Source organism: Elioraea rosea (genome assembly GCF_007644105.1).
Lineage (GTDB): Bacteria > Pseudomonadota > Alphaproteobacteria > Acetobacterales > Acetobacteraceae > Elioraea_A > Elioraea_A rosea.
Genome location: NZ_VFAC01000018.1, coordinates 50,557 through 76,830 on the forward strand (window position 1 = coordinate 50,557; position 26,274 = coordinate 76,830).

Genomic DNA, 26,274 nt, shown 5'->3' on the forward strand with positions numbered 1-26,274 from the left:
TCGATCTGCATTTAGGACGCCCACGACAACGAAGCCGAACCCGCGCCGCTCTACAATGTAGTAGTTCGTAGAGAATCCAGTCTCGGATTGCCGGCAAGCCACTGAGGCCCGGGTCACTACGTCGTTGTCGACAAGGCTTGTAGAACGAGCGGAGGCAAACTCGCCTTTGCATGCCGTCGCGTCAGAAGCGATTAGGTTCGACGCCACCATCTGACTGCTGTTTCCATCACTCGAGCGGATCAACCTCACCAGACCCAGCCCGGCGTCCGACACAAATGCAACGCCATCAGCAGCCACTTCGCGGAACTCGCTCGGGACCTCCGAGGGCGCTAGCAACCGAGCGTTCGGCAGTTGAGCTTGCAACAGAAGGTTCGAGGCGATCCGCGTCGCGAGAAGCTGCATTTCGGTGGAATGCGGAGAAACCGAACTTTCGCGCCGGGCCGGAATTGGTGTTTGAGCTGGCGGCCGAGCGGGCGCAGGCTGCGCCAAGACCGGAGGCGGCTCACCGCGTTCGATTGCAAGCTCCGTCCGGACACAGTGGACCATTTCGACTAAGAGCCGGGATGTCCCGGTCAAATTGAACTCAAACCTGTTGCCCAGTGCAAACGCACGCAAAACGTAAGACTGGCGAAATGCTTCCACGACCGGCCCTGTTGCGGGCATTGGAACACCGACAAGATTTGAAGAAATGGCTTCGGCTTGCAGGTGTAACGGGGCACGCTGATCAAAATTCATCTGGATAGGGAACTTTTGCCCAGGCGAAAGCCTCCAATCCGGGTGACTGAACGCCAACAACCAGTCCAAGCTGCGGCTAACGAATACGAATAACGATATACCTGATCTATATTGTCCGGTAGCCATGCAATTTGAAAACTGTCGAGTTCTATTGTCGCGGTAGGCTCCAACGCTCCAATCGCCTACCCTAAACTCTCGGTAGGCGGAGCTCGCTGAAGCTGGTCCATTAGAGAAAGCAAGGACTCCAAAAAAACATAATGAAATCAATTTCTTAAGCATAATCACTGCCTCCTAAAGATGCTTGCGCAGCGGAAACGATAATCTTTCCTTGTGCGGTTTAGCCAGCCTTTCGACCATGCGGCTCTAGCGCTCATCGTGAACCGTCCGTTTTCGGTGCGGATTTTGTGTCTGTCCGATCCATTGCGCGTGCAAGACGATCCATTAGAACCCGAGCAGACGCCGGAGCAGGCCTTTAGGCCTCGGCGTTGTTGGTGCGGCTGATGCTGGCGAAGGGGCGGAGGGTGCCGAATGGGGACCCGAGACGCCATTCTCCGTCTTGGGCACTATCGACGGCCTAGGCACAGCATTGTTCCGCGACAATGAGTGCGCGCTGGGTGGTGTCGGCCCGTACCGCGAAGCAGGAGAACTACGAATCGGAGGTGAGTCTACACGAGCGGTCCCATCCGAAGACGCTCCTGAAGGAGCGTTCTGCGGGTTCGATCGTTCTGGCGCCGACCACTCAAGCATTCCGATCCGGCGAAGGATCGGCTCTGGAATCTCGATAGACTCACGCGCTCGGGTCAGCGCCACGTAGAGCAGGCGAATCTCAGCGTACGGATCGCGATCGCGTTCCTGCTTTCGAGGGTCCGAGAGTGACTTCTGCCAGGACTTTAGGAAGTCATCTGTGAGCGCCACAGTGGGCCATTCGCGACCCTTGGCCCTGTGAGCTGTCGAGACAATCAGGTCACAGTCGTCGGAATCAGTTGTGGTGCGGCGCAATGCCCACATTAGCTGCCGTTCGCCCCGGGTCTGCACCAAATTGACGAAGGTCTGTAAGTGCTCGCCGTCGTCACTGTTCGCAAAATCCACGACCTCGTCCCATCGCGTGAAGCCGAAGAACTCCGCGACTGTGCTAGGCTCTCCCTGCTTAAGATCAGCTACACCGTCTAACATTCTCATCAATTCGTCTGTACCGCCCACTAAGTGGGGACGAAGATCTGCATCTAACGCAGTGATCACGGTATTTATGGTAGAGGCGTTGGTCCGCGATAGAATGGTGCGAGCATTAGGTGTTACGCCGATCCGGCTTGCGAGCGCTGAGTTGCCTGTCAGCGGCCGCGTTTCACCCATTTGCTGCAGCAACTTCGTTGCTGCTTCTGCAATGCGAGGGCCAAACCGGAATGACGTGGTCAGATAGGTGTCGGCATCCGTCTGCACGGTGTCCATGGCGTTTATAGCGCCGCGCCACTCGTAGATCTGCTGATACTTATCGCCCACGTAAACTGTCTGGCAGTGTTGCCGCTTAAGGAGTTCAAGCACGGCGGGGTTAGTGTCCTGAGCTTCGTCGAGAAGGATGAAATCGGCGGCGATGGCTGGCTCCGACAACGCCCATAGCTTCAGATATCCATCATGCCCGAGGGGGACCGAATCCCCTGAATCGCACATGCGCTTCCACAACATTCTCGCCCCTTGAACGGCAAAGTTCTCCGCTTCTTCCCTCACGGCTCCAGGCGCTGCCACCAGGCTGCCATGCAACGGGACGTGCGACGGGAGGGGCTCGGCATCGCCGCTCATGGTGAAACGGCGCACGGTGTCGAGGATTAGGAACCCTAGTGACCGAGGCTTAAGGACATGTTTCTCGCCGAGGCGCATACTCTTGAGCTGAAAAAGTTCGGCAAGCTGATTGGCGTTCATCTTGCCGGTCAGCTTCGCTGTGTTCCCCCCATATCGGGAGGCCACTGATCGAAAAGCGAGGCTGTGAGTGGTCGCGCAGTTGACGGTGTCCGGAAAGCGCTTTCTCGCGTCTGCCACGATGTCTCGGTTGAAGGCGAGATATTGGCCTCGGCGGGAGGTGCTATGTGAGAGCATCTCCAGCGTCGAAGTCTTGCCTGTGCCGGCGTAGGCATTGATCCTGAGGTTTCGCCCTGTCCGAAAGAGGTCGATTGCCTCGTCCTGCTCAGCCGTCGGCTTGTGGGTGCGTGCTTTGCCTGTCCGTGCGGTCGGCCTTTTCGCTGCCGGTCGTTGACCGCCACCAGCCGTTCTGTTCGCTGCATTTCCCGGATCTGCGCCTTGTGGTTGTGGCGGCGATACTGCACCAGCATCTCGGCGCAGCTCCTCGCGGAGCGCAGCAGCTTTCGCCGTGCTCCGAAAGCTCAGCTCGTACAAGACTAGATCAAGCTTGTTCCTATCCCTAGACGACCGCGCACTTGCAGCGATCCTCTCAATCTCGCTTATTGAGAGGGAAATAAACGGTCGGTTCATTGTACGATCTTAGTGCGATAGGGTTCTGCACTGGCAGACTTTAGTCGGATGTTCTCCGGCGCCTTCGCGCAGCGAGCGAAAACCGCAAGCGCGAATCCGACACGAACTACCTTCATGGAAAACTCCCAAGTCTTAATGATCTCCCACACGTGCGCGCGACCGTGCAGCGATGCTCAAATCACCCGCCTGTGCAGACGCAATCATCTATGCGCAAAACCGTGAACGCAATCTCAATTTGTTACGCATGCGAATGTAGTCGCCCCCGCTTCGCGCGCGAGCGCGCACAACGCGCGCGTCCGGTCGGGGGCTACTCCGCCCAGATTATCCGGCTCGGGACATAGGCACTTGAGCGACACAGCGCTTTAGCAAGGTGCGGCTTGCCCTCGAGCCGCGCATCGATCAGCGCGCGTAGGGCCGCGACGTGCTCGGCTGTCAGCTTCACGCCCTGGTGCCATTTGGCGCGTTCCGGAGCGCCAGCCCACACCTCCCCCCTCCGCCAGTTCTGCAGGGTGTAGGCCAAGCCGATATCGCCAATCCTGAACCACACGATGGCCGAAGGGGTGCGCCGGCCTTCAAGCATCTCGATACGGTCGATCGCCATAGGGTCCGTCATGTTTGCTACAGCCCCAATCGGATGCGCCAGTGCTCCGCCTGTCGCGCGGTCAACGCGCGGGCGTCGACCGCATCCGCGAGGCGCTGGCCCATCGGGTGCTTGCTGTCCGCAATAGCCGGCACGACAGCGGTCAAGGCGCGAAGCTCATTTCGCATCAGAGGATGAAGCGCCGCGTTTCCCATTAGCGCCGATATCTGCGAGAGCGCGTGGCTACGCGAGGCCTGAGAGCCTCGAGGATCAGCGTGCGAAGCTGCTATGGGCATGGCGTCGGCTGCGCCCTTACGCCGTCAACGCCGAAGCCAATCCGGACATTGGACCGCAAGCCATCCAGGCGCGCCATGTGCTCCGTCGCGTCATCGCGGCAATGAGGAATGGGAGGACAGTTCCGAATGCGGCGAGGGATCTACGCGAGGCGGCGGCGGCAATCGAGCCCTTTGCGCCGGAGCTTGCGCGAGCCGCTAGCCTAGTCGAATGCAGTTACCTGCGCCGCAATGCGACACGTCTCGGGTCGTCGCGCGACGCTCAATCCCGTTGGTACTAGGTGGCCAGAAAGAAGGGCGTGCGCACTCCACCCCCTCCTGTTGAATCGAAAATGCCTCGGCGGAACTAAGCCGGAACTCCTCGGCAGCGCCTCTCCGGCATCGGGAGCGACTAGTTCAATGGCGGGAACAAGAGTGCTCGCACTCCCCGCCGCCACTAGCTACGCTGTCCGGATGTCAGCACACGCGCCCATTTCAACATCCAGATCCACAAAGCCGCACGGACTCTGGCTCTTGCTCGCGTTAGCTGCCTACTTCGGCTTGGCCGCCGCGGTCAGCACGTTGATTCGTTCCGGGACCACAGACGGCTTCACTTATGATCTAGCTAGCGCCCTTGGTACGCTGATAATTCCAGTTCTAATCGCACTTGTTGTTGGGCGCCGGAGGAAATCCCAGACGCGCCTCGACGTCGCGCTGATCGTGTCTGCAACAGTATTCATATACAGCAATATGCAAGACATCCTATCGGCCGTTGACGTTCGACGCTTTCAGCGTGAAATCGCAGCTGTTCCAGACGAAGGCATCATGGATGTTGCTAGGAGCTCAAGCTCAGCCTTCGCCCAATTTTTTGCAGATGCAATGGTTGCTCTAGATGGCTACACGCGTGAATTGGACAGCCTTGCTGCCAGCTTAGATGATCAGGCTTTCGTAGAGGTGTTTGATCCTCGATACCTTGGCGATGCCCACTGGCGCGCCGTCACACTGCCCAAGTTTGGGAAGATTCGCGCTATCGCAGCAACAACTATGACGCGTGTCGATTCCAGCGTTTCTGAAGGACTCGCTAGGCTACAGCAAATTGACTCACCTCGAATGACACCTAGCCAGCGGGCAATTGCGATCGAAGGTGTCGCTTCCGGTGTTCAGCGTAGCCGCCCATTTATCGCAGCATTTGCGTCATCGGTCGAAATTTACCTGACGGCGACAATCGAGATGATAGATTTTCTGAATACATCGGAGGGGCTGCCAATGTTAAGCGCGGACGGACGCCTTAACTTTAGAAGCCAGATGGCCCTGGATTCGTTCCGCGCACTCGCAGAGCGCGTCGACCACACACGTGCCGTGTTCGCATTATCGGCGGAACAACTCGAGGCGCATAGGCGCCGAGGTTTTCAGCGGATGCGAGGAGAAGCCGGGTAAGCCGGACAATTCTGGCCGGCAGCAAATGCAAGGCGCCATCAAGCGCTGGCGTAGACCGGATCGGCATAACATACGCGGAACGATAGGGACGGGTGCCGTTGGGACGATGGTTCGTGCATTCCAGCTTATCGTTATCGCATTGTGCCTTGGTCCTGCCGCTGCGGTCTCCTCAGCCACCATCAGCGGCCAGCCCTCAGTGGTAGACGGCGACACGCTCGAGATCGATGGGCAGATGATCCGATTGCACGCGATCGACGCGCCCGAGATGCGCCAGTACTGCGTCACGATGGGCGGCAAGCGCTGGCAGTGCGGCATCGAAGCAGCCGAAGCGCTTTACCAGCGTTCGCGCCGACGGATCGTTCAGTGCGAGCCGATGGGCCAGGACAGGAACCGCCGCGTGATTGCGCGGTGCCATCTGGACGGCATCGACCTAGGCGGATGGATGGTGCGCCAGGGATGGGCGTTGGCGTACCGGCGCTACGGGCAGGATTACGTGGCCGATGAAGCAGAAGCGGAGCGTGAGCACCGCGGGGTATGGGCGGGCCGCTTTGACTACCCATGGGATTGGCGAAGACGCTAAAGAATTCAGCCCGCGAGAGTGAATCGGCTATGGAGCTTGCCCGGCAGCGGCGAACACTTCGATTGCGCAATCGATAGCGTGCTCTGCATCGGTCACGGCAAATCGTTCCTGAGGAACGTAGTCAGCTCTGACCCGCAGGTTCAGCAATGTTCTAAAGTAACGTAATCCAGCACGGGTCACCGACGTAGACGGGCGGTGTCCACGTAGAATAGAATCGATCATAGAATGCTTTCTGTCTGCATACCTTATGTCAGCTAACTGCATATGCTGAACAAGAAGATGATAAACTGCGTAATAGCTTGCATGAGCAGAAATTCGCGATTCCGCTTCGGACGCAAGCCCCTGCCGCTCATCCATGATTTTAATCGCTACTCTCAAAAATTCTATAGGAGCCATCAGGTGATGCTACTGAGGGTTTTCTCGAACATGCGTATCGGCGTATCGGATCGCGACAAAGCCCTCTAGATCGGGGGCAACATCGCGCACCAATTCGTGGGCACGAGCCTCCGCTTCGCGGCGAAGCTTACGATCTGCCATGAGCTGTTCCGAAAGAGGGACCAACATGACGAGTACGGGCCTATCGTCGACAAACTCGGGCCTTGTGAGAGGCGGCTGGTCGAGGCCAAACGCTTCGGTTATCGCGCGCTCGTATTGCTCTGCCGCTCGGTCGGCATCAGACCGACGCTTAGCAGTGATGCGCCCGATTTCCCTTAAGGTTCTCAACTGTTCCTGTACGAGTGAGAGCTGCTGAAGGTGAGCATCGATCGCCGCCTCAATCCGCTGGACCGCCTCGCGCATCACTACGGCGTTCGGGTCATGATGGCCTAGCCCATGAAGCATGAACTTGGCCCGTTTCCGGATGGGCGCCGCAGCATCGCGGTCTTCGTTTATCCTTCTGCCGATCGCCAGAACCGCAGGACCAATGTCGTAGACGAGGCCGTCTGCGAATGCATTTCGTGTGCGGTCAATCCAAGGCTGCACAGCCGCCAAAAGCACGTTGGTGGCGGACAGAAAGCCCCGCTCCGCACGTTCTGCGATAGACATTGCGTCGACCGCTAGATCCGCGGCAACGCGATCGCGTGCGCCCACTGGTCCCGCATCATCTAATCCGAATGCATGAACCGGCGGGGGAAGCGGCAGCGGCGGCGCTTCAAGCACTAGTACCATTTTTGAAATATGGATGACACCGCACCGCCCATCAACAAAACTTCTAAAGAACGCCGCTCGACAAGAAGTCAGATTGGTGTCCGAAGCGCTAAGTACAATTTTCTGACCGACCCTTACGGCTCTTTCGCTGATGCGTTCCGGGACACCCCGGAGGGGCGAGGGCCAGGGGCGAGGCAGGCCACTCCCCGGCGATCACGCCGCGCGGTGCGCGGATGGGAAGCGTGCGGAAAGAGCGCTGCCGAAACCGATATGGGAGAATTATTGGGAGAAGTAGCGCTATCTAAGCGCTCAGAAGCCAAAAAGCATAATGAAATCAATGGCGTCCCGTAGGGGATTCGAACCCCTGTTACCGCCGTGAGAGGGCGGTGTCCTAGGCCTCTAGACGAACGGGACCCTGCGAGGCGGGGTCATAACCTCCGCCGGCGAGGAGATCAAGCCGCGACCGGGACCCAAGACCTGCACCGCGCGCAGTTCACGCCACCTTCTCGAGGCTCGAGGCGGCGGCGAGGAACGCATCCACATCCCGTTCGGCCGTGTTCCAGGCCGTGACGAACCGCACGGCAGAGGGGTCGTCGGGCCGGGGGCGGACAGGGAAGCCGCCGCGGGCGAGCGCCTCGCGCACGTTCCCGGGAAGCGAGACGAACACCTCGTTCATGTCGGTCGGGTGCAGGAGCGACACCCCGCCGATCGCGGCGAGGCCCTTCGAGAGCCGCGCGGCCATCGCGTTGGCGTGCGCGGCGTTGCGCCCCGCAACCCCGCCCCTGACCATCGCCAGGAGCTGGGCGGAGAGGTAGCGCATCTTGCTGAACACCTGGCCGGCGCGGAGGCGGCGCTGGCCCATGAACCGTCCGAGCTGCGCCGCGTGCGGCCTGTCGCTGAAGATCACCACCGCGTCGGCGCACATCGCACCGTTCTTGGTCGCGCCATAGCTCAGGATGTCGACGCCCGCGCGCCAGGAGAGCTCGGCAGGCGAGCAGCCGAGCGCTGCGCGGGCATTCTCGAAGCGTGCGCCGTCCATGTGCAGCACAAGGCCGTGTCGGTGGCAAACGGAAGCGATCGCGGCGATCTCCTCGAGCGCATAGACGGTTCCGGCCTCCGTCCCCTGCGTGATGGTCACTGCCGTCGGCGGGGCGGACTGCATGCGTTCGGGCGCCGCGGCACGCACCAGAGCGTCCACCGCCTCGGCCGAGAGCTTGCCGTGCCCACCATCGAGCATCAGAAGCTTGCCGCCGCCGGAGAAGAACTCCGGTGCGCCGCTCTCGGAGGTGTTCACGTGCGCGTTGCGATGGCACACGGCAGCACCTGGCGAGGGCATCGCGGCGGCAAGCGCGAGCGCGTTTGCGGCGATGCCTGTCGCCACCGGGTGAACGGAGACGGCCGCCTCGAAGTATTCGCCGAACACGGCATCGAGCCGCGCCGTCGTGTCGTCTGCGCCGTAGGGCGCGGCATCGCCCTGGTTCTCGGCGAGGATCGCCGCGATCACCTCGTCACAGACGGCGGTGACGTTGTCGCTCCTGAACAGCATCGCTCTCTCCCGTCCCGGCCGCACTCGCGCCCGCTGCCTTGCCGCGGCGCGCGCGGCAGGCATCGGAGCAGTAGCGCACCTCTTCCCACACCTTTGCCCACTTCCTGCGCCAGGCGAAGGGCCTGCCGCAGACGGCGCAGACCTTCTCGGGCAGGTCACCCTTCCTGCGCACGGGCCCTCACCCGATCTCGAGGCGAAGCGGGCTGAACCCCTGGCCTTCGCCTTCCGGCATCCAGGCGGTGGTCTCCCCCGCTGCGGTGATCAGCCAGACGAGGGCGGGATCCCAGGCGCCCCGGGCATCACGCGCGGAGGGAAGTGCCCGGCCCGAAACGTGGCTGTGCCAAACGCCCGCGGCCGCGCGCGTCTGCCGCTGCAGGCGGAGGTGCAGGGCGGTGTCGAGCTCGAACTCGTCCTCGGCCGCGGCAAGGTTGCGGCTCGGCGCGATCCCGTCGAGCACCAGCGCCTCGCCCACGCGTCGGCCGAGCAGCAGCCCGCAGGCCTCCCGCGGCGCAGCGGCCGCGGCAAGGCGTGGCAGCGCGTCGGCGACCGCCCGGTGAAGCCGCACGACCCCACTCATGCCGGAACCCTAGCGCACCGGCGCCGCTGCGGCCACCTCGGGCAGGAGCGTTCCCACCACCCGCCCCCGCGCCGGATCGACGAGCAGCACCCTGTCTGGCAGCCCGCCGCCTGCGACATGCACGGCAAGCCTCTCGCCCGCCCCGGCGATCGAGACGATGCGCGTTCCCGCCGGCTGGCCCAGCGTCGCCTCGACCGCCGGGCCGCTGCGCGTGGAAAGCCTGTTGGCGAGCACGATGCCAAGGAGGATGGTGCCAGCGACGATCATCACCCCCATGATGATGACGGCTGCCTTCAGCGCGCGCATGAACCCTTCGACACTCCCGGTCAGGACGATGGACGAGACGGCCGCTTCGCGGGACATGGTTGCCGACGCGGCCGCTTCCACCCAGCGGCTCGACCGCTGGCTGGCGAACGTCATGGGCGACCTCTCCCGCTCCCGCGTCAAGGCACTGATCGAGCAGGGCCATGTCACGCGTGACGGCGCCATCGCACGCGACCCATCGGAGGCGGTGCGCCCCGGCGCGCGCTACACGCTCACCCTTCCCCCGCCGGCGCCGGCGACGCCTGCCGCGCAGAGGATGGACCTTTCCGTGCTGTTCGAGGACGACCACCTGATCGTGCTCGACAAGCCCGCGGGCCTCGTCGTCCACCCCGCCCCGGGCAACCTCGACGGCACGCTCGTCAACGCCCTGCTCGCCCATGCCGGGGAGGAGCTTCCGGTGATCGGCGGCGCCGTTCGGCCCGGGATCGTGCACCGGCTCGACAAGGACACCTCCGGCGTCATGGTGGTCGCGAAGACCGACAGGGCGCACCAGGCTCTGTCGGAGGCCTTCGCCGCGCGCGATCTCGAGCGGGCCTATCTCGCGCTCGTCTGGGGCGTGCCAGCTGAGGCGACCTTCCGAATCGAGGCGCCGATCGGCCGCCACCCGGTGGACCGCAAGCGCATGGCCGTGGTGCCGAAGGGCAAGCCTGCCGCGACCCGGGTGAAGCTCCTCCGCGCCTGGGGAACCGCCGTCGCGCTCGTCGAGTGCCGGCTGGAGACGGGGCGGACGCACCAGATCAGGGTGCATCTCGCCCATGCCGGCCACCCGCTGGTGGGCGACCCGCTCTATCTCCGGCGCCGCCCCGCCGCGGCCAAGGCTTTGCCGGAGGAACTCGAGGCCAGGCTCGCCGGCTTCCCGCGCCAGGCCCTGCATGCCGCGGTGCTCGGCTTCACCCACCCCGTCACCGGCCAGGCGCTCCGGTTCGAGACGCCGCCGCCGCCCGACCTCGCGGAATTGCTATCCGCATTGTGGCCGGATTGGGGGACAATCCCGACCAATCCGGTCTGATTTGTCTTGCGCGCCCCGGTTCCTCTGGGGCAAAGTTGTCGCGCTGGCACTCGGGGGCCATGAGTGCCAGCCAATCCCGGCCATGATCGGGGAAGGCAAAGCAAGCTTCGGAAACCGTTTCTGGTCGGGACGCGTTGTTTTCTCGAACGTGATCCCGTTCGGCCCCGCTCCGTGCGAGTGTGCGCGCCGTTCGCACGGTGCCTGCCCGTTCTGCCCGCAGTAATGGAGGTGCTACGCCCATGGCTTCGGCCTTTGCCATCCCGATGGCGCCAGAAGGGAACCTCACCCGGTATCTCCAGGAGATCCGGAAATTCCCGATGCTGGCCCCCGAGGAGGAGTACGCGCTTGCCAAGCGCTGGCAGGACGCCGGAGACCTCGAGGCGGCACACAAGCTCGTCACCAGCCATCTTCGCCTCGTCGCGAAGATCGCGATGGGCTATCGCGGCTACGGCCTGCCCGTCGGGGAGCTTATCTCCGAGGGCAATGTCGGCATGATGCAGGCGGTCAAGCGCTTCGACCCGGAGCGCGGCTTCCGCCTCGCCACCTACGCCATGTGGTGGATCCGCGCCGCCATCCAGGAATACATCCTGCACTCCTGGTCACTCGTGAAGATGGGCACGACGGCGGCACAGAAGAAGCTGTTCTTCAACCTGCGCCGCCTGAAGGGCGAGATGCAGGCGATCGAGGACGGCGACCTGAAGCCGGAGCAGGTGGCGAAGATCGCGAAGGATCTCGACGTTCCCGAGCAGGACGTCATCCAGATGAACCGCCGCCTCGCCTCGGCCGACCACAGCCTGAACGCGCCCGTGCGCATCGACGGCGAGGGCGAGTGGCAAGACTGGCTCGTCGACGAGAGCGACAACCAGGAAGTCGAACTCGCCGAGCGTGAGGACATGGGCCAGCGCAAGGCGCTTCTCGCCAACGCGCTCGGCACCCTGAACGAGCGCGAGCGGCACATCCTGATCGAGCGCCGGCTGAAGGACGAGCCGACCACGCTCGAGGACCTCTCGCACCAGTACGGCATCAGCCGCGAGCGCGTGCGCCAGATCGAGGTTCGCGCCTTCGAAAAGCTGCAGCGCGCGATGAAGTCGGAGGTCGGTGCGCGGAACGCCGCCACCGCCTGAGCCAGGCGCAGCTTAAGCCACGCGCAAGCTGACGAGACCGACGGCCGGGGCCAACAACCCCGGCCGTTTCTCTATCCGCTTCTCTATCCGCGCCCCATCAGCGCATTCGGCAGGGCAGTGACGATCGGGGGGTAGAGGGTGATCGCGGCGAGTACCACGAGCATCGCGAGGATCAGCGGCGCGCCTTCGACGGCGAAACGCGTCAGCTTCACGCCGAGGATGCCGCAGGCGGTGTACATCATCGTCCCGACCGGCGGCGTCACCCCGCCGATGGTGAGGTTGACCACCAGCACCAGCCCGAAATGCACCGGGTCGATGCCGAGCCGTGCGGCAACGGGCACGAGGATCGGCGCAAGAAGGATCAGCGCCGCCGTTCCCTCGATCAGCATGCCGACGAACAGCAGAAGCAGGTTCACGAGCAGAAGCAGGACGAGCGGATCCCCCGTCGCCGCGGCGAGCACGGTGGCGAGCCGCGGCGGGATGCGCTCCCACGCCATGTAGAAGCCGAAGCTTCCCGCGGCACAGATGATGAGCATCACCGTCGCGGTGGCGAGCACGCTTTCGGTGAGGATCTCCGGCAGGTCCGACAGGCGAAGCTCGCGATGGGCGAAGAAGCCGACGAGAAGGGCATACACCACCGTCATCGCGCCGGCCTCCGTCGGCGTGAAGATGCCGTAGCGTATGCCGACGAGGATGTAGACCGGGATGGTCAGCGCCCAGGCCGCCTCGCGGAACGCCACCCCGAGCGCGGGCAGGCCTGCGAAATGCTCGCGCGCAGGCTTGAAGCCGCGCCGGCGGGACACCGCCCAGGTCGCACCCATCAGCGCCGCGCACAGCAACAGGCCCGGAACGACGCCGCCGAGGAAGAGGCGTCCGACCGAGACATCGGCGAGGAACCCGTACACGACGAGCCCGATGCCCGGGGGGATGATCGGCGTGATCACCGCGGCGCAGGCGATCACGGCCGCGCTGAACCCCGGCGCATAGCCGCGGCGGATCATCTCCGGCCCGAGCATCTTGGCCTGCATCGCGGCCTCGGCGTTGGCGGAGGCGGAGAGCCCGCCCATCAGCGTCGCGAGCACGATGTTCGCCTGGGCGAGCCCGCCCACCGTGTGGCCCACGAGCGCATCGGCGAGGTTCATCAGCCGTCGGGTGATGCCCGCACGGTTCATGATCGCGCCCGCGAGGATGAAGAAGGGCACGGCGAGAAGCGGGAAGCTGTCGGTCGCGGCGACGATCCGTTGCGCGAAGATCTCGAGCGGAAGCCCCTCGGCAGAGACGAAGAAGGCGAGCGCTGCGATGCCCATCGCGAAGGCCACGGGGACGTTCAGCGCGAAGAGGCCGAGCATCACCCAGATGGGCCAGAGGGTGAGGCCGCTCAACGCATCCTCGGCTCGCGCAGCATCCGTTCGGCCATGCGCACCGCCATCAGGGCGAAGCCGGTCGCGGGCGCGAGATAGAGCACCGCGAGCGGCAGGCGAAGCACGGCGGAGGGGTTGTCGGTATTGGCCAGGCTGAACTCGAAGGCGAGGACGGAAGCAACCGCGCAGAACCCGATGCTCGCGAGCCGCGCGCCGGCATTGATCGTTGCCTGAACCGCCGCAGGCAGGGCTGCGGTGAGCATGTCGATCGCCACGTGGCCGGACCGTTTCGCGACTGCAGCGGCACCGACGAACACGCACCAGGCGAAGCCGATCGCCGCCACCTCGCCCGTCCACGCCGCCGGCTGGGCGGTGACGTAGCGCGTGATCACGCCCCAGCAGACGGCGAGAACGACGACGACCATCGCCGCGCCGGCGACGATCTCCTCCGCCTGCGCCGCGAGGCGACGCAGGATCACGAGGCGAGGATGCGCGAGACCGTCTGATGCAGGTTCGGCGTCCAGCGCGGGAAGGCCGAGTAGGCGGGAACGGTGGCGCGCTGGAACGCGGCAAGGTCGACATCGGTGACGATCGTCGCGCCCGCGCCCTTGAAGCGGGCGATGAAATCCTCCTCCATTGCGTTGGTCAGCCGTGTCTGCTCCTCGCCGCCCTTGGCACCTTCCTCCAGCAGAAGCTCCTGTACGTCCTTCGGCAGGCGGTTGAAGTAGCCGTTGTTGATCGGCCAGGTCGTCGTCGCAATGAAGTGCGCCGTCGTCGAGATGACCTTCTTGACCTCATGCAATCTCGCGCCCCAGAGGCTGCCATAGGGCGCCTCGGCCGCCTGCACAACGCCCTGGCTGAGCGCGTTGTACACCTCGCTCCACTGCACCGTGGTTGGCCGCGCCCCCATGGCCTTGAAGGTCTCGAGCCACATCGTGTTCGGCGGCACGCGCACGGTCATCCCCGCGATGTCGGCCGGCGTGCGCACGGGCTTGTCGGCGATCACGTGGCGGGCGCCGAAGAACGCGCCGGCCATGATGAGCCGGAAGCCCGATTGCTGGATGCGCCGGTCGAGGTCCTTGTACCAGTCGGAGGCGAAGAGCTTGGCGAACTGGTCGTGCCGCTGCACGAGATAGGGCCCGTTGATGATGCCGGCGTCGGGAACGAAATCGGCGAGGTAGCCGAAATCTGTCACGTTCATCACGTTCGCGCCCGAGCGGATCATCTCGTTCACGTCCTTGCCCGAGCCGAGCTGTTCGCCCGGGAACACCTCGATGCGCACGCGCCCATTGCTTCGCTCGAGCACGTTCTTGGCGAAGAACAGGGCGGCGAGGTGCGCGGGCTCGGTCGTCGAGAGGCTGTGCGCCATGCGGATGTTGACGGCACCCTGGCCGCGCACATGGGCGGGCATGGCGAGCGTTGCGGCCGAAGCAGCCAGAATCGTTCTGCGGCGGATCATCACGCGGGTTCTCCCTTCCCTTGGTCGCCGTCACATCGCCGTCGCGGCGAGCTTCCCCTTGCCGTCCGCGCCGCGATAGAGCGTGGCGAGCTGCCGGTCGAGCACGGCGGCGTGGTGTGCAACGGCGTCCGGGTGCATGTCGGAAAGCGGTGCCTTCTCGTGCTCCCAGTGGCCCGTATCGTCGCTGCCGCGCACGAGGGTGGCACTTCCCTTGCCGCCGTCGAGCTGGTGCACGTGCGTCGGCACGTAGCGGATCGCGAGCCCGATGCGCGGGTGGTTCGCCCGGTTCGGCGGCGAGCCGTGGAAGATCAGGACGTGGTGCAGGCTCATCTGGCCTGGCGCCAGCACCAGGTCGGTCGCCTCGTTCTCGTCGACCGTGACAGCGATCTCCTGGCCGCGGCTCAGCATGTTGGTGTCGGCGAAGGTGTCGGTGTGCGGAACCTGCGACGTGTGGGTGCCGGCGATGACGCGCATGCAGCCGCTCTCCGGCGTCGAGGGCGTGAGCGCGACCCAGGCCGTCACGACATCGGCGCTCGAGAGGCCCCAGTAGGTGCCGTCCTGGTGCCAGGATACGAAGGCCGGGTCGCCCGCACGCTTGGTGAAGAACTGGCTTCCCCAGCAGAGGATGTTCGGCCCGATCACGCTCTCGACCGCATCGAGGATGCGGGGATGGCGGATCAGCGCATCGATCCAGGGGAAGAGCAGGTTGGGCTTCTGGTTGTTCCGCCCGTCGAGCCTGCCGCCGACCATCGCCTCAGTCGCATCGAGCTTCGCGCGGGCCTCCGCGACCTCGGCCTCGCTCAGCGCAGGGAGCGGGAACAGGTAGCCGTTCTCGGCGTAGAACGCCGCCTGTGCGGCCGTGAGCGACCCGGTCATGGCATCCCTCCCTCCGGCCGTCGTTGCGCGGCCGTGGCAGGATCATCGCGGTGAAGGCAGCGCCAGCGCAAGCCCCTTGCCGCGCGGCGCCTGTGGTTTCCTCGGACCCGCTAGCCGTCGCGTTCCGCCGCGCGGCGCTCGATCGCGCGGGCGGCGCGCGCGGCAAGGCGGTTGGCCTCGGCCGCCACCTCGTCGCCCCAGGCGGCGCGGAGTTCCGCCTGCTTCTGCTCGAGCAGCTTCATCGTCGCCGCCGCCTTCGCCTCGAGCACGAGAAGCACGCCATAGGGGATGGTGCGGGCAAGCGCGAAACCGAAGGCCGCCGCACTGTAGGCAAGCAGTAACGTTCCGGGGTCGCCAAGCACGGCGGCGAGGCCGCGCATGTCGTGGCCGCCGAGCCAGAGCGTCTTCAGCGCGGGAAGGAGGCCTGCGAGGTTGAGGCAGAGAACGGGCCGGGCCGTCGTCTTGTCGGGGTGCGCATCGGTGACGAAGGAGGCCGCTGCCGGAAGCAGGCCGATGACGAGAAGTATGCCCGTCGGCAGCGCGACGCCGAGCGCGATGCCCGTGCCGAGCCCGAGCGTCCACACCGCGAGCCTGGCCCCGCGGCCCGATTTTCGCTTGCCCTGCCCCGCCGGCTGGCCCTGCGCCTTCGCTGCCGCCTCCGCCATCGCTCAGCTCCCCGCCAGAAGCAGCACGGTGCCGCCGAGCAGGCACAGCGCGACGGCCTGCGCGCTGAGGCCACCGACGCGGGCGGCCTCTGCCTGGCGCAGCGGCGCCTCGGCGCGGAGCGCGATGCCGGCGGCGGCGGCGCGCGCGAAGGTGGCGGCGGCCTCGGCGAATCCCCCCCGGTCCTCCGCGCGGGCGAACTGGTCGTCGAGCACCTCGAGCAGGAGCGCGAAATCTCCGGAGGCAGCGGCCTCGGGCAGGCGCTTGCCGATCGTTTCGCGAAGCGTCTTGTTGTGCCAGGTCTCGACGGCTGGCGCGGCGAGCGCTGCGACCCATTTCGCGAGCGCCGGAAGCTTCAGCCCGCGCTGCAGCCTCTGCAGCCGCGCGAACACGGCAACGCTTGCGAGCCCTGCCTCGTCCGGCCGCCCCATGTCGCCGGCGGTGGCGAGAAGCGTGTCGAGCTGGCCCTCCATGCTCGCGGCGACAAAGCCGGCGATGTGCCGATCGATCGGGCTCTGTGCGCCGCCGCCCGGGGGCGAGGCCGCGGCCGCTGTCTCCAGCGCGGCGAGAAGCTCCGGCAGCGTCGTGACGCCCGCCTTGCGCACGAGCGGCGAGAGGCACGGAAGGCCGGGGTTGAGCTGGTAGAGGAGCCGCTCGCGACCGGCACCGAGCACGCGTGCGCGCGACTGCGCCCGCGCGGCGCGGCCGAGCTTGTCGAGATCGATCATGTCCGCGCGCTCGGGGTGCTCGTTCGCCCAGCGGCTGATGGCCTGCGCCTCGATCATGTCGGCGAGGTCGCGCTGCCGCTCGGCCGAGGGCGCCGGCGCGGCATGGGCTTCGGCGAGCATGGCGCCGAGCCCGTCCGGCATCATCGCCACGCCGCGCCACCAGAGCGGCCCTGCCGGGTCGATCGCCGAGAGGGTGCGGGAGAGCATCAAGTCGCCCTCCGCCTCGCCGGCGATGGGGTCGGCAGAGACGATCTCGCCCACGCGGTTGACGAGCCCCTGGTCGCCGAGCGCGCGGTCGAGCCAGGCGAGAAGCGCGGGCGAGCGGATGGCGCGAACGCCTTCCTGCCAGCGCGACGCCATGGCAAAGGCGAGGCTCCGGGCATCGAGGATCGGTTCGCCGGCGAAATCGAACGGACGCGTCGCCTTGCGCACCGGCCGCGCCGTCTGCGGCCGCGCCCGCGCGCCGCCGGGCCAGGAGGCGATCTCGTCGAGGTTCGGGCGGTAGGCGGGGTCCTCCGCAAGCAGGCCGCGCAGCATGGTCGCGAGCGAGGCGGGAAGCCGGGCATTGCCGACGAGGGCGGCGAGGCTGCCGCGTTCGAGCCGGAGCTTCAGCCCGGCGCGCTCATCGAGCCCGGCAAGCGGCCACTGTCCGGTGGCAAGCGCGAGAAGCGTGACGCCGAGGGCATAGAGGTCATCCTCGATGCTTCCCTCGCCTCGGCCAGCGGGCGTGCACATCGCCATCGAGGCCGGCTCGAAGGCGGCGGGCTGGGCGAAGCCGGGCGGCAGGGCGAAGGCCTCGCCGAGCGTGACCGGGCCACCATTGGTGCCTCGGAACAGGTTGTCGGGCCGCACGCCGCGATGGGTGATGCCGAAATCGGCAAGTGCGGCGAGGGTGCGCGCGACGGGCTTGGCGACGTTCTGGATCAGGTCGGTCTCGCCGAGCGGGCTGCGCCGTTCGCCCGGCGTCATCAGCGGCGGCCCGGGCGGAAGCGGGTAGATCAGGAAGCGTGACGGCGCCTCCTCACCCGCAGGCGCCGTGCCCTGACCGATCGGCATCAGCAGGTTCGGGATGACATCCGGTTCGGGAAGGCGGCCCATGACGCGGATGCGCGGCGGGTGATGCGCGCGGCATCGCACGGCGAAGCCGAGGCTCGCCTCGCCCTTCGCGGCGCGCGCGGGAAAGGCCGCGAGCCCGCCGCCGACGAAGCCCTGGAGCGGCTTCGTGAGGTCGATCGTGAACCCTGCCACCTCGATCTGCTTGGCCGACACGCCGTTCTCTCCGCGCTGCACGCCGAGGCATGCTGCCGCGTGGGCGGTGAAGAAAGGGTGAACGGCGAGGCGGCACCGGGCGCCTGAGCGCGAACTATCCCGCGAAGGGATCCTTCATCAGGATCGTGTCGTCGCGCTCCGGGCTCGTCGAGAGAAGCACCACCGGCGCCTCGACCAGTTCCTCGATCCGGCGGACATACTTGATCGCCTGCGCCGGAAGCTCGGCCCAGCTCCGCGCCCCGCGCGTCGAGCCCGACCATCCCTCCATCGTCTCATAGACGGGCGTGACGGCCGCCTGCGCGCCGGCGGCGGCGGGGAGATGCTTCACCGTCCTCTCGCCGAGCCGGTAGCCGACGCAAACCTTCAGCTCGGGCAGGCCGTCGAGCACGTCGAGCTTGGTCAGCGCCAGGCCCTCGATGCCGCCGACCTTCACGGCCTGGCGCACCATGACCGCATCGAACCAGCCGCAGCGTCGGCGCCGGCCGGTGACGGTGCCGAACTCGCGGCCGCGGTCACCGAGGAGCTGGCCGGTCGCGTCGTCGAGCTCAGTCGGGAACGGGCCGGAGCCCACGCGCGTCGTGTAGGCCTTAGCGATGCCGAGAACGGTGCCGATCGCCGAAGGGCCGATGCCAGCACCGGAGGCCGCCGTCGCGGCGACGGTGTTGGAGGAGGTCACGAACGGGTAGGTGCCGTGATCGACATCGAGCATCACCGCCTGCGCGCCCTCGAACAGGATGCGCGCGCCGGAGGCCCGGGCGATGTCGAGCCGCTCCCACACAGGCTCTGCGAAGGGCAGGAGCCGCGGCGCGAGGTCGAGCAGCTCGGCCAGAAGCGCGTCCTTGGTGAAGGTCTCTGCGCCCAGGCCCTGGAGAAGCGTGTTGTGGTGAAGGAGCAGCTCGTCGAGCTTGGCGGACAGCGTCTCGGGCTCGGCGAGATCGCAAAGGCGGATCGCCCGGCGCGCAACCTTGTCCTCGTAGGCCGGCCCGATGCCGCGCCCCGTCGTGCCGATCTTGCGCTCGCCGCGCGCGGCCTCGCGGGCGCGGTCGAGCGCGGGGTGGAGCGGCAGGATGAGCGGCACGTTCTCGGCGATGCGGAGATTGTCGGGCCCGACGGACAACCCCTGCGCCGTCACCCGCGCGATTTCTGCGAGAAGCGCCTGCGGGTCGAGCACCACGCCATTGCCGATCACGCCGAGCTTGCCGCGCACCACGCCCGAGGGAAGCAGCGAGAGCTTGTACGTCTCGTTGCCGACGACGAGCGTGTGGCCCGCATTGTGCCCGCCCTGGAAGCGCACGACGATCTCGGCGCGGCTCGCCAGCCAGTCGACGACCTTGCCCTTGCCTTCGTCGCCCCACTGGGCGCCGATCACCGCGACATTGGGCATGCGTCAGGATCCTTCGAGCGGGCCGGAAAGGGGACGGGCATCGCCGTCCTCGGTGGCGAGGTGGGAGCAGGCGAGGCGTCGCGCCTCGGCGGCAGCATCGGCGACGGGGCCGAGCGCGGCAACCGTCGCGAAGCCCTGCCGGCGCAGGGCAGCCCCCGACGCGGCGAGGGGCACGGGAACGAACACGCGCGGGCGGCGCGGCTTCGGCGGCGCGGCACGCAGCGCGGCATCGGGATAGAGCGTCACGCCCGTGGCGGGCTCGTCGCCTGCCATGTAGCCGCCGCCGCGGCCGACCTCTTCCGAGAGCGCGGCGCTGAACACGGTAAAGCCGATGCCGCGGTAGTAGCGGAACCCGCGGAACTCGAGAGGGTCGGCTGTCAGCGCGATGTCTGGCGCGCGGGCGCGGATGGCGGCGACGGTCCGCGCGAGGCGTTCGGCGAGCGCGCGCGGCTTGGGCGGAAGTGTCGCCGCGGCGAGCGCCTCAAGCGCGCGGTCGGCCGGGCCCGCCGCGTGGAGCAGTTCGTCGAGCACGTCTGCGAGCGACCCTGCATGGCTCGCGACCTCGGCTGCGTCCTTGCGGTCGAGCGCGTGGCGAAGCGCCTCGTCCTGCTCGGGCGGAAGCGACAGCGTGGCGAGCAGCGCATCGGCGAGCGTCGGCAGGGTGAGGTCGAAGCTCACGGCGGGAACGCCCATCGCCGCGAGCGCCTCGGCCGCGACCGCGACGACCTCGGCATCGGCCTCCGGCGTGTCGGCGCCGATCAGCTCGACGCCGGCCTGCGCCATCTGCCGCGCGGGGCGGAGCTCGGAGCCGCGCACCCGCAGCACCTGGCCGTTGTAGGAGAGGCGAAGCGGCCGCGGCGCCTGGGCGAGCCGCACCGTGGCGATGCGCGCAACCTGCGGCGTGATGTCGGCGCGAAGCCCCATCATGCGCTGGCTGACGGGGTCCATCAGCCGGAAGGTTTGCGCGGCGGTGGCCGAGCCGGCCCCGCCGAGCAGGCTGTCCTCGAACTCCAGAAGCGGCGGCTTCACCCGCTCATAGCCGTGCGCGGCGAAGACGCCGAGCATCGCCTCGATGGCCGCCGCCTCCGTCTCCGCCTCGGGAGGGAGGACGTCGGAGAACCCGGCAGGAAGCAGCGAGGGATGCGTCGTCATCAGAAGCCGAGGGCGGTTGCGTTCACCACGAGCGGCAGCGCCCGCACCTTGCCGAGCACCGCCTCCGGTACGGGCTCGTCAACCGAGACGAGGCAGATCGCATCGCCGCCCTTCTCCGCACGGCCGAGATGGAAGGTGGCGATGTTGATGCCGGCGTCCGACAGCGCCGCGCCGAACCGGCCGATGAAGCCAGGCTGGTCCTTGTTCGTCACGTACAGCATGTGGCGGGTGAAATCGGCCTCCACGGGAATGCCCTTGATCTCGACAACGCGCGGCTTGGCGCCGGCGAAGAGCGTTCCGGCGACGCTGCGCGTGTCGCGGTCGGTCGTGACGGAGATGCGCACGAGCGTCTGGTACTCGCTCGGCCGATCGTGCACTGCCTCGGTCAGCTCGATACCGCGCTCGCGCGCGGCGACCGGTGCATTGACCATGTTGACGCCTTCCATCAGCGGCCCGAGCAGCCCGGCAAGCGCGGCCGCCGTCAGTGGCTTGTGGTTCAGCGCAGCCGCCGCCCCCTCGTACTCGATCGTGACGCGGCCGAAACCGCCATCGCGGGCGACCGAGAGCTGCCCCGCGAAGGCACCGAGGTTGCGGCAGAGCGCCATGTACGGCGCGAGCCGCGGCGCCTCCTCTGCCGAGACCGACGGCATGTTGATCGCGTTCGAGACCGCGCCGGTGAGCAGGAAGTCGCTCATCTGCTCGGCGATCTGCAGCGCCACGTTCTCCTGCGCCTCGGTGGTCGAGGCGCCGAGATGCGGCGTACAGACGACGTTCTCGAGCGCGAAGAGCGGGTTCTCCGTCGCGGGCTCGGTCTCGAACACGTCGAGCGCCGCGCCGGCAACATGGCCCGAGCGCAGCGCCTCGGCGAGGTCGCTCTCGACCACGAGCCCGCCGCGGGCGCAGTTGATGATGCGCACGCCCTTCTTCATCCGCCCGATCGCCCGCGCGTCGATGATGTTGCGCGTCCCCTCGGTCAGCGGCGTGTGCAGGGTGATGATGTCGGAGCGGGAGAACAGCTCGGGAAGCTCGACCTTCTCGACGCCGAGGTCGACCGCGCGGGCATCGGAGAGGAAGGGATCGTAGGCGATCACCTTCATCTTCAGCCCGAGCGCACGGTCGGCGACGATGGCGCCGATATTGCCGCAGCCGATCACGCCGAGCGTCTTGCCGAACAGCTCCGCGCCCATGAAGCGGTTCTTCTCCCACTTCCCGGCCCTGGTGCTCGCCGATGCCTCGGGGATCTGCCGCGCGAGCGCGAACATCATCGCGATGGCGTGCTCGGCGGTGGTGATGGCGTTGCCGTGCGGCGTGTTCATCACGACGACGCCGCGCGCGGTGGCGGCCTTGATGTCTACATTGTCGACGCCGATGCCGGCGCGGCCGACGACACGCAGCCGCTTCGCCTCCGCGAGCACCTCGGCCGTCACCTTCGTGGCGGAGCGAATGGCCAGCCCGTCATACCCGCCGACGATGGCGCGAAGCTCCGCCGGGGTGAGGCCGGTCTTCACGTCCACCTCGACGCCGCGCGTCCTGAAGATGTCCACCGCGGCGGGGGAGAGCTTGTCTGAGATCAGGACCTTCGGCTTCTCCATGGCACTCACTCCGCCGCCTTGGGGGATGCGATCGCTGCACCGACGGTGTCGGCCGCCCAGTCGAGCCAGGGAAGCACGGCCCTCATGTCCTCCGTCTCGACCGTCGCTCCGCCCCAGAGCCTCAGGCCCGGCGGTGCGTCGCGATACCCCCCGGCATCGAGCGCCACGCCCTCCTTCTCGAGGAGAGACGCGATCTTCTTCGCCGCCTCCGCCTGCGCCTCCGCCCCCAGCGCCTTGAACCACGGCGCGGTGATGGAGAGGCAGATGGAGGTGGAGGAGCGCGTGGCCGGGTCCTCCGCGAGGAAGGCGTAGTTCGGGCTCTTCGCGACGAAGGCTGCGACGGCGTCGAGGTTCGCCTCCGTCCGCGCGATCAGCCCCTCGAGCCCGCCGATGCTCTCGGCCCAGGCAAGCCCGTCGAGCGCGTCTTCGACGCAGAGCATCGAGGGGGTGTTGATCGTCTCGCCCTTGAAGATGCCCTCGGCGAGCTTGCCGCCCGAGGTGAGCCGGAACACCTTCGGCATCGGCCAGGCAGGCTTGTGGATGAGAAGCCGCTCGACCGCGCGGGGAGACAACGCCAGCATGCCGTGCGCCGCCTCGCCGCCCAGCACCTTCTGCCAGGACCAGGTGACGACATCGAGCCTGTCCCAGGCGAGCCGCATGGCGAAGGCGGCGGAGGTGGCATCGCAGATGGCAAGCCCCTCGCGTTCGGGCGGGATCCAATTGCCGTCCGGCACGCGCACGCCGGAGGTGGTGCCGTTCCAGGTGAAGACGACGTCGCGGGTCCAGTCCACCGCGCCGAGGTCGGGCAGCCGGCCATAGGGCGCGCCGAGCACGCGGTGCTCGAGCTTCAACTGCTTGGCGACATCGGTCGCCCAGGTCTCGCCGAAGCTCTCGAAGGCGACGACGTCGACTGGGCGTGGGCCGAGCAGGCTCCACATCGCCATTTCGACCGCGCCGGTGTCGGAGGCGGGAACAATGCCGAGGCGCCAGTCGTCCGGCATGCCGAGGAGGGCCTTGGACCGCTCGATGACGGCGGCGAGCCTTGCCTTCGGCTCCTTGGCGCGGTGGCTTCGGCCGAGCAGCGCGCCTTCGAGGGCGGCAAGGCTCCAGCCTGGCCGCTTGGCGCAGGGGCCGGATGAGAAGCGCGGGTTGCGGGGACGCACGGAGGGTGCGGGCGTGACCATGACGAGCTCTCCCTTTCAGAAGAGAAGCGCCCCGGTGGGGGGGCGTGACCCGCGGCGAGCGTTACACCGTCGCGTGCTGGCCATGCAAGGGGCGGACAGCGCCGGCCTGCCCCGCACCGTCTCCGTTAACGCCACGCTTACGGCGCGGCCGGCATGATCCGACATGCCCCCTGCCCCCCTGCCTCCGAACGAGTCCGAGCGCATCGCCGCCGTGCATGCCCTGCGCCTGCTCGACACCCAGGCGGAGGAACGGTTCGATCGCTTCGTGCGGCTCGCCCGGTCGCTCGCCGACATGCCGATCGCCCTGTTCACCATGGTCGATTCCGACAGGCAGTGGTTCAAGGCGCGCGAAGGCCTCGACGCGACGGAGACGCCGCGCGACCACGCCTTCTGCGCCCATGCGATCCTCGACCCGGAGAACCCGCTCCTCGTCGAGGATGCGCGGGAGGACGAACGCTTCGCGGACAACCCGCTCGTGACGGGGCCGCTCGGCATCCGCTTCTACGCCGGCGCGCCGGTGCGCACGCCGGCCGGCCACGCCGTCGGCACGCTGTGCGTGATCGACACCAAGCCGAGGCGGATCGACAGCGGTTTTCCGACCACGCGGCTGGTCGATCTCGCGCAGGGCGTGTCGGAGATGCTCACACTCCACGCCGCCGTGCGGCACCTGCGCGGGCTGATGACGCATGACGCCGTGACAGGGCTGCTCAACCGCCGCGGCTTCGAGGATGCGCTCGCCGCGCTCTCTCCAGGTGCGCCGCCGGCCTCGCTTCTGTTGCTCGACCTCGACGGGTTCAAGGCGATCAACGACATGCTCGGCTACACGATGGGCGATGCCGTGCTCGCAGCCGTTGGCGCGCGCCTCTCCGGCGCGCTTCGCCGCTCCGGCTCGCTCGCCCGACTGGGAGGCGACACCTTCGCCGTGCTGACGGCGCCCGCCGCGCGCGCCGCACCGCTCGCGCGCAGGATGCTTGCCGCGCTCGACGAACCGCTGATGGTCGAGGGCCACAGGCTGCGCGTCGGCGCCTCGATCGGCATCGCGCGCTTCCCGCTCGACGGCGCGGGGCCTGCCGATCTCCTCCGCGCGGCCGATGCCGCCGTCTACGCCGCAAAGACGAACGGCAAGCGGATCGCAACGACCGCTTCCCCCTCCCGCCGCGCGCCGATGCTTGGCCGCCGGGCGATCGCCGGTCTCCTCCGCGACGCGCTTTCCGTCTCCGGGCGCGAGCCCTTCTCGCTCGCGTGGCAGCCGATCGTCGATGCGCGTACGGGCGAGCCGGCCTGCCACGAGGCGCTGATCCGCTGGCCGAGGCCTGACGGCCCGGCGATCATGCCGGCCGCCTTCATCCCGGTGGCAGAGAAGAGCGGGATGATTTCCCGCGTCGACCGCTGGGTGCTGAACCGCGCCGCTTCGGCCGCGGTCGCCGCCAGGCTGCCGACCCGCATCGCCGTCAACCTCTCGCCGCCGAACCTGCTTCTCGCCGACCTCGAGGAGACCGTCACCGCGGCGCTCGCGCGGTCGGGGCTTCCGCCGAACCAGCTGGTTCTCGAGATCACCGAGCAGGTGATGATGCGCGACCGGGACAGCGCGCGGGCGACCGTGGAGGCGCTGAGGAAACTCGGCGTGATGATCGCGCTCGACGATTTCGGCGAAGGTGCGAGTTCGTTCAACTACCTCCGCGACCTCCAGTTCGACACGGTGAAGATTGACCGCCGCCTGGTGCAGGCGGCCGCCTCCTGCCGGCGCTCCGCCACCTTGCTCGGCGGCATGATCGGTCTCGTGCGCGAGCTCGGCGCGATGTCGATCGCGGAAGGTGTGGAGACCGAGGCGCAGGCCGCGCTGCTTCGGCGCCTCGGCGTCGATGCGATGCAGGGCTGGTTGTTCGGCAGGCCCGGGCCGCTGCCGGTGCTGCGCCGGGTGCGCGACGCGGCCTGAGCGCTGAACCGGCGTTCAGCCGGGAAGCAGGATCTCGCCGCGCGCGTAGAGCACGGCGCGGCCGCCCATCCTCACCCTCTCTCCGTCGAGCGTGCAGTCGAGCAGGCCGCCGCGCTTCGAGGCCTGGCGGCAGGCGAGCCGGGCGCGGTCGAGGCGTGCGGCCCAGAATGGAACGAGCTGCGTATGCGCCGCGCCCGTCACGGGATCCTCGGCGATGCCGACCTTGGCGGCGAAGTAGCGCGAGACGACATCGACGCCCCCGCCGCCTGGTGCGGTGGCGATGGTGCGCGCCGGGCCGCGCGCGGTGGCGATGACGCAGGAGCCGTCCGGCGCGGTCTCGGTATCCGGCAGCGCCGCGATCGCGGCATGGTCTGGTGCGAGCGCCTCGACCGTGGCGGCATCGTCGAACAGGCAGATCCAGTCCCTCGCCTTCCAGACCTCGAGCGGCTCGGCGCCGAGCGCGGCGACGAGGCCCTCGGGCGGGTGGGCGACCGGGTGCGGCGGGTCGGCGGGGAAGTCGAGGACGAACATCCCGCCCTCGCGCGCGACGCCGAGCGTTCCGCTCCTCGTCGCGAAGGCGAAGGGCGGCGCCGCACCCAATTCCGTCGCCAGCACGAAGGCCGAGGCAAGCGTCGCATGGCCGCAGAGCGCGACCTCGGTGGTCGGCGTGAACCAGCGGAGCCGCCAGCCCGCGCCCTCACGCACCAGGAAGGCCGTTTCGGAGACGTTATGCTCCGCCGCCATGGCCTGGAGCGTCGCGTCAGGCAGCCAGGCGTCGAGCGGCACCACCGCCGCAGGGTTGCCGGTGAAGGGACGCTCGGCGAAGGCATCGACGACGTAGAGCGGAAGCCGCATCGGG

Annotated in this window: 24 protein-coding genes and 1 tRNA gene; 5 read left to right on the forward strand and 20 right to left on the reverse strand. The window is 67.3% G+C overall.

The features are described 5' to 3' along the window. Window positions 1-1,176 precede the first annotated feature (1,176 nt). On the reverse strand, window positions 1,177-3,120 hold the full coding sequence (locus FIF60_RS12490) for a UvrD-helicase domain-containing protein (RefSeq protein WP_158639192.1): 1,944 nt from the start codon (window positions 3,118-3,120) through the stop codon (window positions 1,177-1,179). Between the two features lie 403 nt (window positions 3,121-3,523). Further along, complete coding sequence (locus FIF60_RS12495) at window positions 3,524-3,817, reverse strand: hypothetical protein (protein WP_144186417.1); 294 nt, start codon at window positions 3,815-3,817, stop codon at window positions 3,524-3,526. Window positions 3,818-4,602: 785 nt separating this feature from the next. Here FIF60_RS12495 and FIF60_RS12500 point away from each other — a divergent pair. Both FIF60_RS12500 and FIF60_RS12505 read left to right on the forward strand, forming a co-directional pair. Next, on the forward strand, window positions 4,603-5,505 hold the full coding sequence (locus FIF60_RS12500) for a hypothetical protein (RefSeq protein ID WP_144186418.1): 903 nt from the start codon (window positions 4,603-4,605) through the stop codon (window positions 5,503-5,505). Between the two features lie 106 nt (window positions 5,506-5,611). After that, a complete protein-coding gene (locus tag FIF60_RS12505; RefSeq protein WP_158639193.1) occupies window positions 5,612-6,085 on the forward strand; it encodes a thermonuclease family protein in 474 nt (157 codons plus the stop codon). 27 nt (window positions 6,086-6,112) lie between these two features. On the opposite strand, the gene FIF60_RS12510 is transcribed toward FIF60_RS12505, so the two are convergent. The 7 genes from FIF60_RS12510 to FIF60_RS12540 form a co-directional block, all read right to left on the reverse strand. After that, the gene (locus tag FIF60_RS12510) at window positions 6,113-6,481 is read right to left on the reverse strand and encodes a HEPN domain-containing protein (RefSeq protein WP_275426718.1); all 369 of its coding nucleotides are present in this window, start codon (window positions 6,479-6,481) and stop codon (window positions 6,113-6,115) included. Between the two features lie 9 nt (window positions 6,482-6,490). Then, window positions 6,491-7,174 (reverse strand): hypothetical protein, encoded by a 684-nt coding sequence (locus tag FIF60_RS12515; protein ID WP_144186421.1) that lies wholly within the window; start codon window positions 7,172-7,174, stop codon window positions 6,491-6,493. A 395-nt stretch (window positions 7,175-7,569) separates the two neighbouring features. After that, window positions 7,570-7,645, reverse strand: a tRNA-Glu gene (locus FIF60_RS12520). Between the two features lie 79 nt (window positions 7,646-7,724). Next, on the reverse strand, window positions 7,725-8,777 hold the full coding sequence (locus FIF60_RS12525; protein ID WP_144186422.1) for a threonine aldolase family protein: 1,053 nt from the start codon (window positions 8,775-8,777) through the stop codon (window positions 7,725-7,727). After that, on the reverse strand, window positions 8,740-8,949 hold the full coding sequence (locus FIF60_RS12530; protein WP_144186423.1) for a DUF2256 domain-containing protein: 210 nt from the start codon (window positions 8,947-8,949) through the stop codon (window positions 8,740-8,742). The genes FIF60_RS12525 and FIF60_RS12530 overlap by 38 nt, the downstream gene beginning before the upstream one ends. A gap of 6 nt (window positions 8,950-8,955) precedes the next feature. Beyond that, complete coding sequence (locus FIF60_RS12535) at window positions 8,956-9,354, reverse strand: Mov34/MPN/PAD-1 family protein (protein ID WP_144186424.1); 399 nt, start codon at window positions 9,352-9,354, stop codon at window positions 8,956-8,958. A 9-nt stretch (window positions 9,355-9,363) separates the two neighbouring features. After that, window positions 9,364-9,660 carry a DUF6476 family protein gene (locus FIF60_RS12540; protein WP_144186425.1) on the reverse strand — a complete coding sequence of 99 codons (297 nt, stop codon included), beginning with the start codon at window positions 9,658-9,660 and terminating at the stop codon, window positions 9,364-9,366. A gap of 55 nt (window positions 9,661-9,715) precedes the next feature. On the opposite strand from FIF60_RS12540, the gene FIF60_RS12545 reads away from it, so the two are divergent. Continuing rightward, window positions 9,716-10,687 carry an RluA family pseudouridine synthase gene (locus FIF60_RS12545; RefSeq protein ID WP_144186447.1) on the forward strand — a complete coding sequence of 324 codons (972 nt, stop codon included), beginning with the start codon at window positions 9,716-9,718 and terminating at the stop codon, window positions 10,685-10,687. Between the two features lie 239 nt (window positions 10,688-10,926). Beyond that, window positions 10,927-11,811, forward strand: a complete 885-nt coding sequence (gene rpoH / locus FIF60_RS12550; protein WP_144186426.1) for an RNA polymerase sigma factor RpoH — start codon at window positions 10,927-10,929, stop codon at window positions 11,809-11,811. A gap of 83 nt (window positions 11,812-11,894) precedes the next feature. Here the strand turns inward: rpoH and FIF60_RS12555 are convergent, their stop codons facing one another. From FIF60_RS12555 to FIF60_RS12600, 10 genes are all read right to left on the reverse strand, one after another. Beyond that, window positions 11,895-13,193: a TRAP transporter large permease gene (locus FIF60_RS12555; RefSeq protein WP_204251186.1), complete on the reverse strand. Its 1,299-nt coding sequence runs from the start codon at window positions 13,191-13,193 to the stop codon at window positions 11,895-11,897. Then, window positions 13,190-13,651, reverse strand: a complete 462-nt coding sequence (locus FIF60_RS12560; RefSeq protein ID WP_144186427.1) for a TRAP transporter small permease — start codon at window positions 13,649-13,651, stop codon at window positions 13,190-13,192. Before FIF60_RS12560 ends, FIF60_RS12555 begins: the two co-directional genes overlap by 4 nt. Beyond that, complete coding sequence (locus tag FIF60_RS12565) at window positions 13,648-14,631, reverse strand: C4-dicarboxylate TRAP transporter substrate-binding protein (protein ID WP_144186428.1); 984 nt, start codon at window positions 14,629-14,631, stop codon at window positions 13,648-13,650. The genes FIF60_RS12560 and FIF60_RS12565 overlap by 4 nt, the downstream gene beginning before the upstream one ends. A 30-nt stretch (window positions 14,632-14,661) precedes the next feature. After that, a complete protein-coding gene (locus tag FIF60_RS12570) occupies window positions 14,662-15,507 on the reverse strand; it encodes a phytanoyl-CoA dioxygenase family protein (protein WP_144186429.1) in 846 nt (281 codons plus the stop codon). A gap of 110 nt (window positions 15,508-15,617) precedes the next feature. Further along, window positions 15,618-16,172 (reverse strand): hypothetical protein, encoded by a 555-nt coding sequence (locus FIF60_RS12575; RefSeq protein ID WP_144186430.1) that lies wholly within the window; start codon window positions 16,170-16,172, stop codon window positions 15,618-15,620. A 3-nt stretch (window positions 16,173-16,175) separates the two neighbouring features. Then, window positions 16,176-18,188: a serine/threonine-protein kinase gene (locus FIF60_RS12580; RefSeq protein ID WP_144186431.1), complete on the reverse strand. Its 2,013-nt coding sequence runs from the start codon at window positions 18,186-18,188 to the stop codon at window positions 16,176-16,178. A gap of 73 nt (window positions 18,189-18,261) precedes the next feature. Then, window positions 18,262-19,551, reverse strand: coding sequence for an adenylosuccinate synthase (locus FIF60_RS12585; RefSeq protein ID WP_144186432.1), 1,290 nt, complete (start codon window positions 19,549-19,551; stop codon window positions 18,262-18,264). A gap of 3 nt (window positions 19,552-19,554) precedes the next feature. Then, window positions 19,555-20,703: an ATP phosphoribosyltransferase regulatory subunit gene (locus FIF60_RS12590; RefSeq protein WP_144186433.1), complete on the reverse strand. Its 1,149-nt coding sequence runs from the start codon at window positions 20,701-20,703 to the stop codon at window positions 19,555-19,557. Beyond that, window positions 20,703-22,295: a phosphoglycerate dehydrogenase gene (gene serA, locus FIF60_RS12595; RefSeq protein ID WP_144186434.1), complete on the reverse strand. Its 1,593-nt coding sequence runs from the start codon at window positions 22,293-22,295 to the stop codon at window positions 20,703-20,705. Before serA ends, FIF60_RS12590 begins: the two co-directional genes overlap by 1 nt. A gap of 5 nt (window positions 22,296-22,300) precedes the next feature. Further along, window positions 22,301-23,479 carry a phosphoserine transaminase gene (locus tag FIF60_RS12600; RefSeq protein ID WP_144186435.1) on the reverse strand — a complete coding sequence of 393 codons (1,179 nt, stop codon included), beginning with the start codon at window positions 23,477-23,479 and terminating at the stop codon, window positions 22,301-22,303. Window positions 23,480-23,642: 163 nt separating this feature from the next. Here FIF60_RS12600 and FIF60_RS12605 point away from each other — a divergent pair, with 163 nt between their 5' ends. Further along, window positions 23,643-25,415 (forward strand): putative bifunctional diguanylate cyclase/phosphodiesterase, encoded by a 1,773-nt coding sequence (locus FIF60_RS12605; RefSeq protein WP_144186436.1) that lies wholly within the window; start codon window positions 23,643-23,645, stop codon window positions 25,413-25,415. A gap of 15 nt (window positions 25,416-25,430) precedes the next feature. Here the strand turns inward: FIF60_RS12605 and FIF60_RS12610 are convergent, their stop codons facing one another. Beyond that, window positions 25,431-26,270 carry a PhzF family phenazine biosynthesis protein gene (locus FIF60_RS12610; protein WP_144186437.1) on the reverse strand — a complete coding sequence of 280 codons (840 nt, stop codon included), beginning with the start codon at window positions 26,268-26,270 and terminating at the stop codon, window positions 25,431-25,433. Window positions 26,271-26,274: the final 4 nt, after the last annotated feature.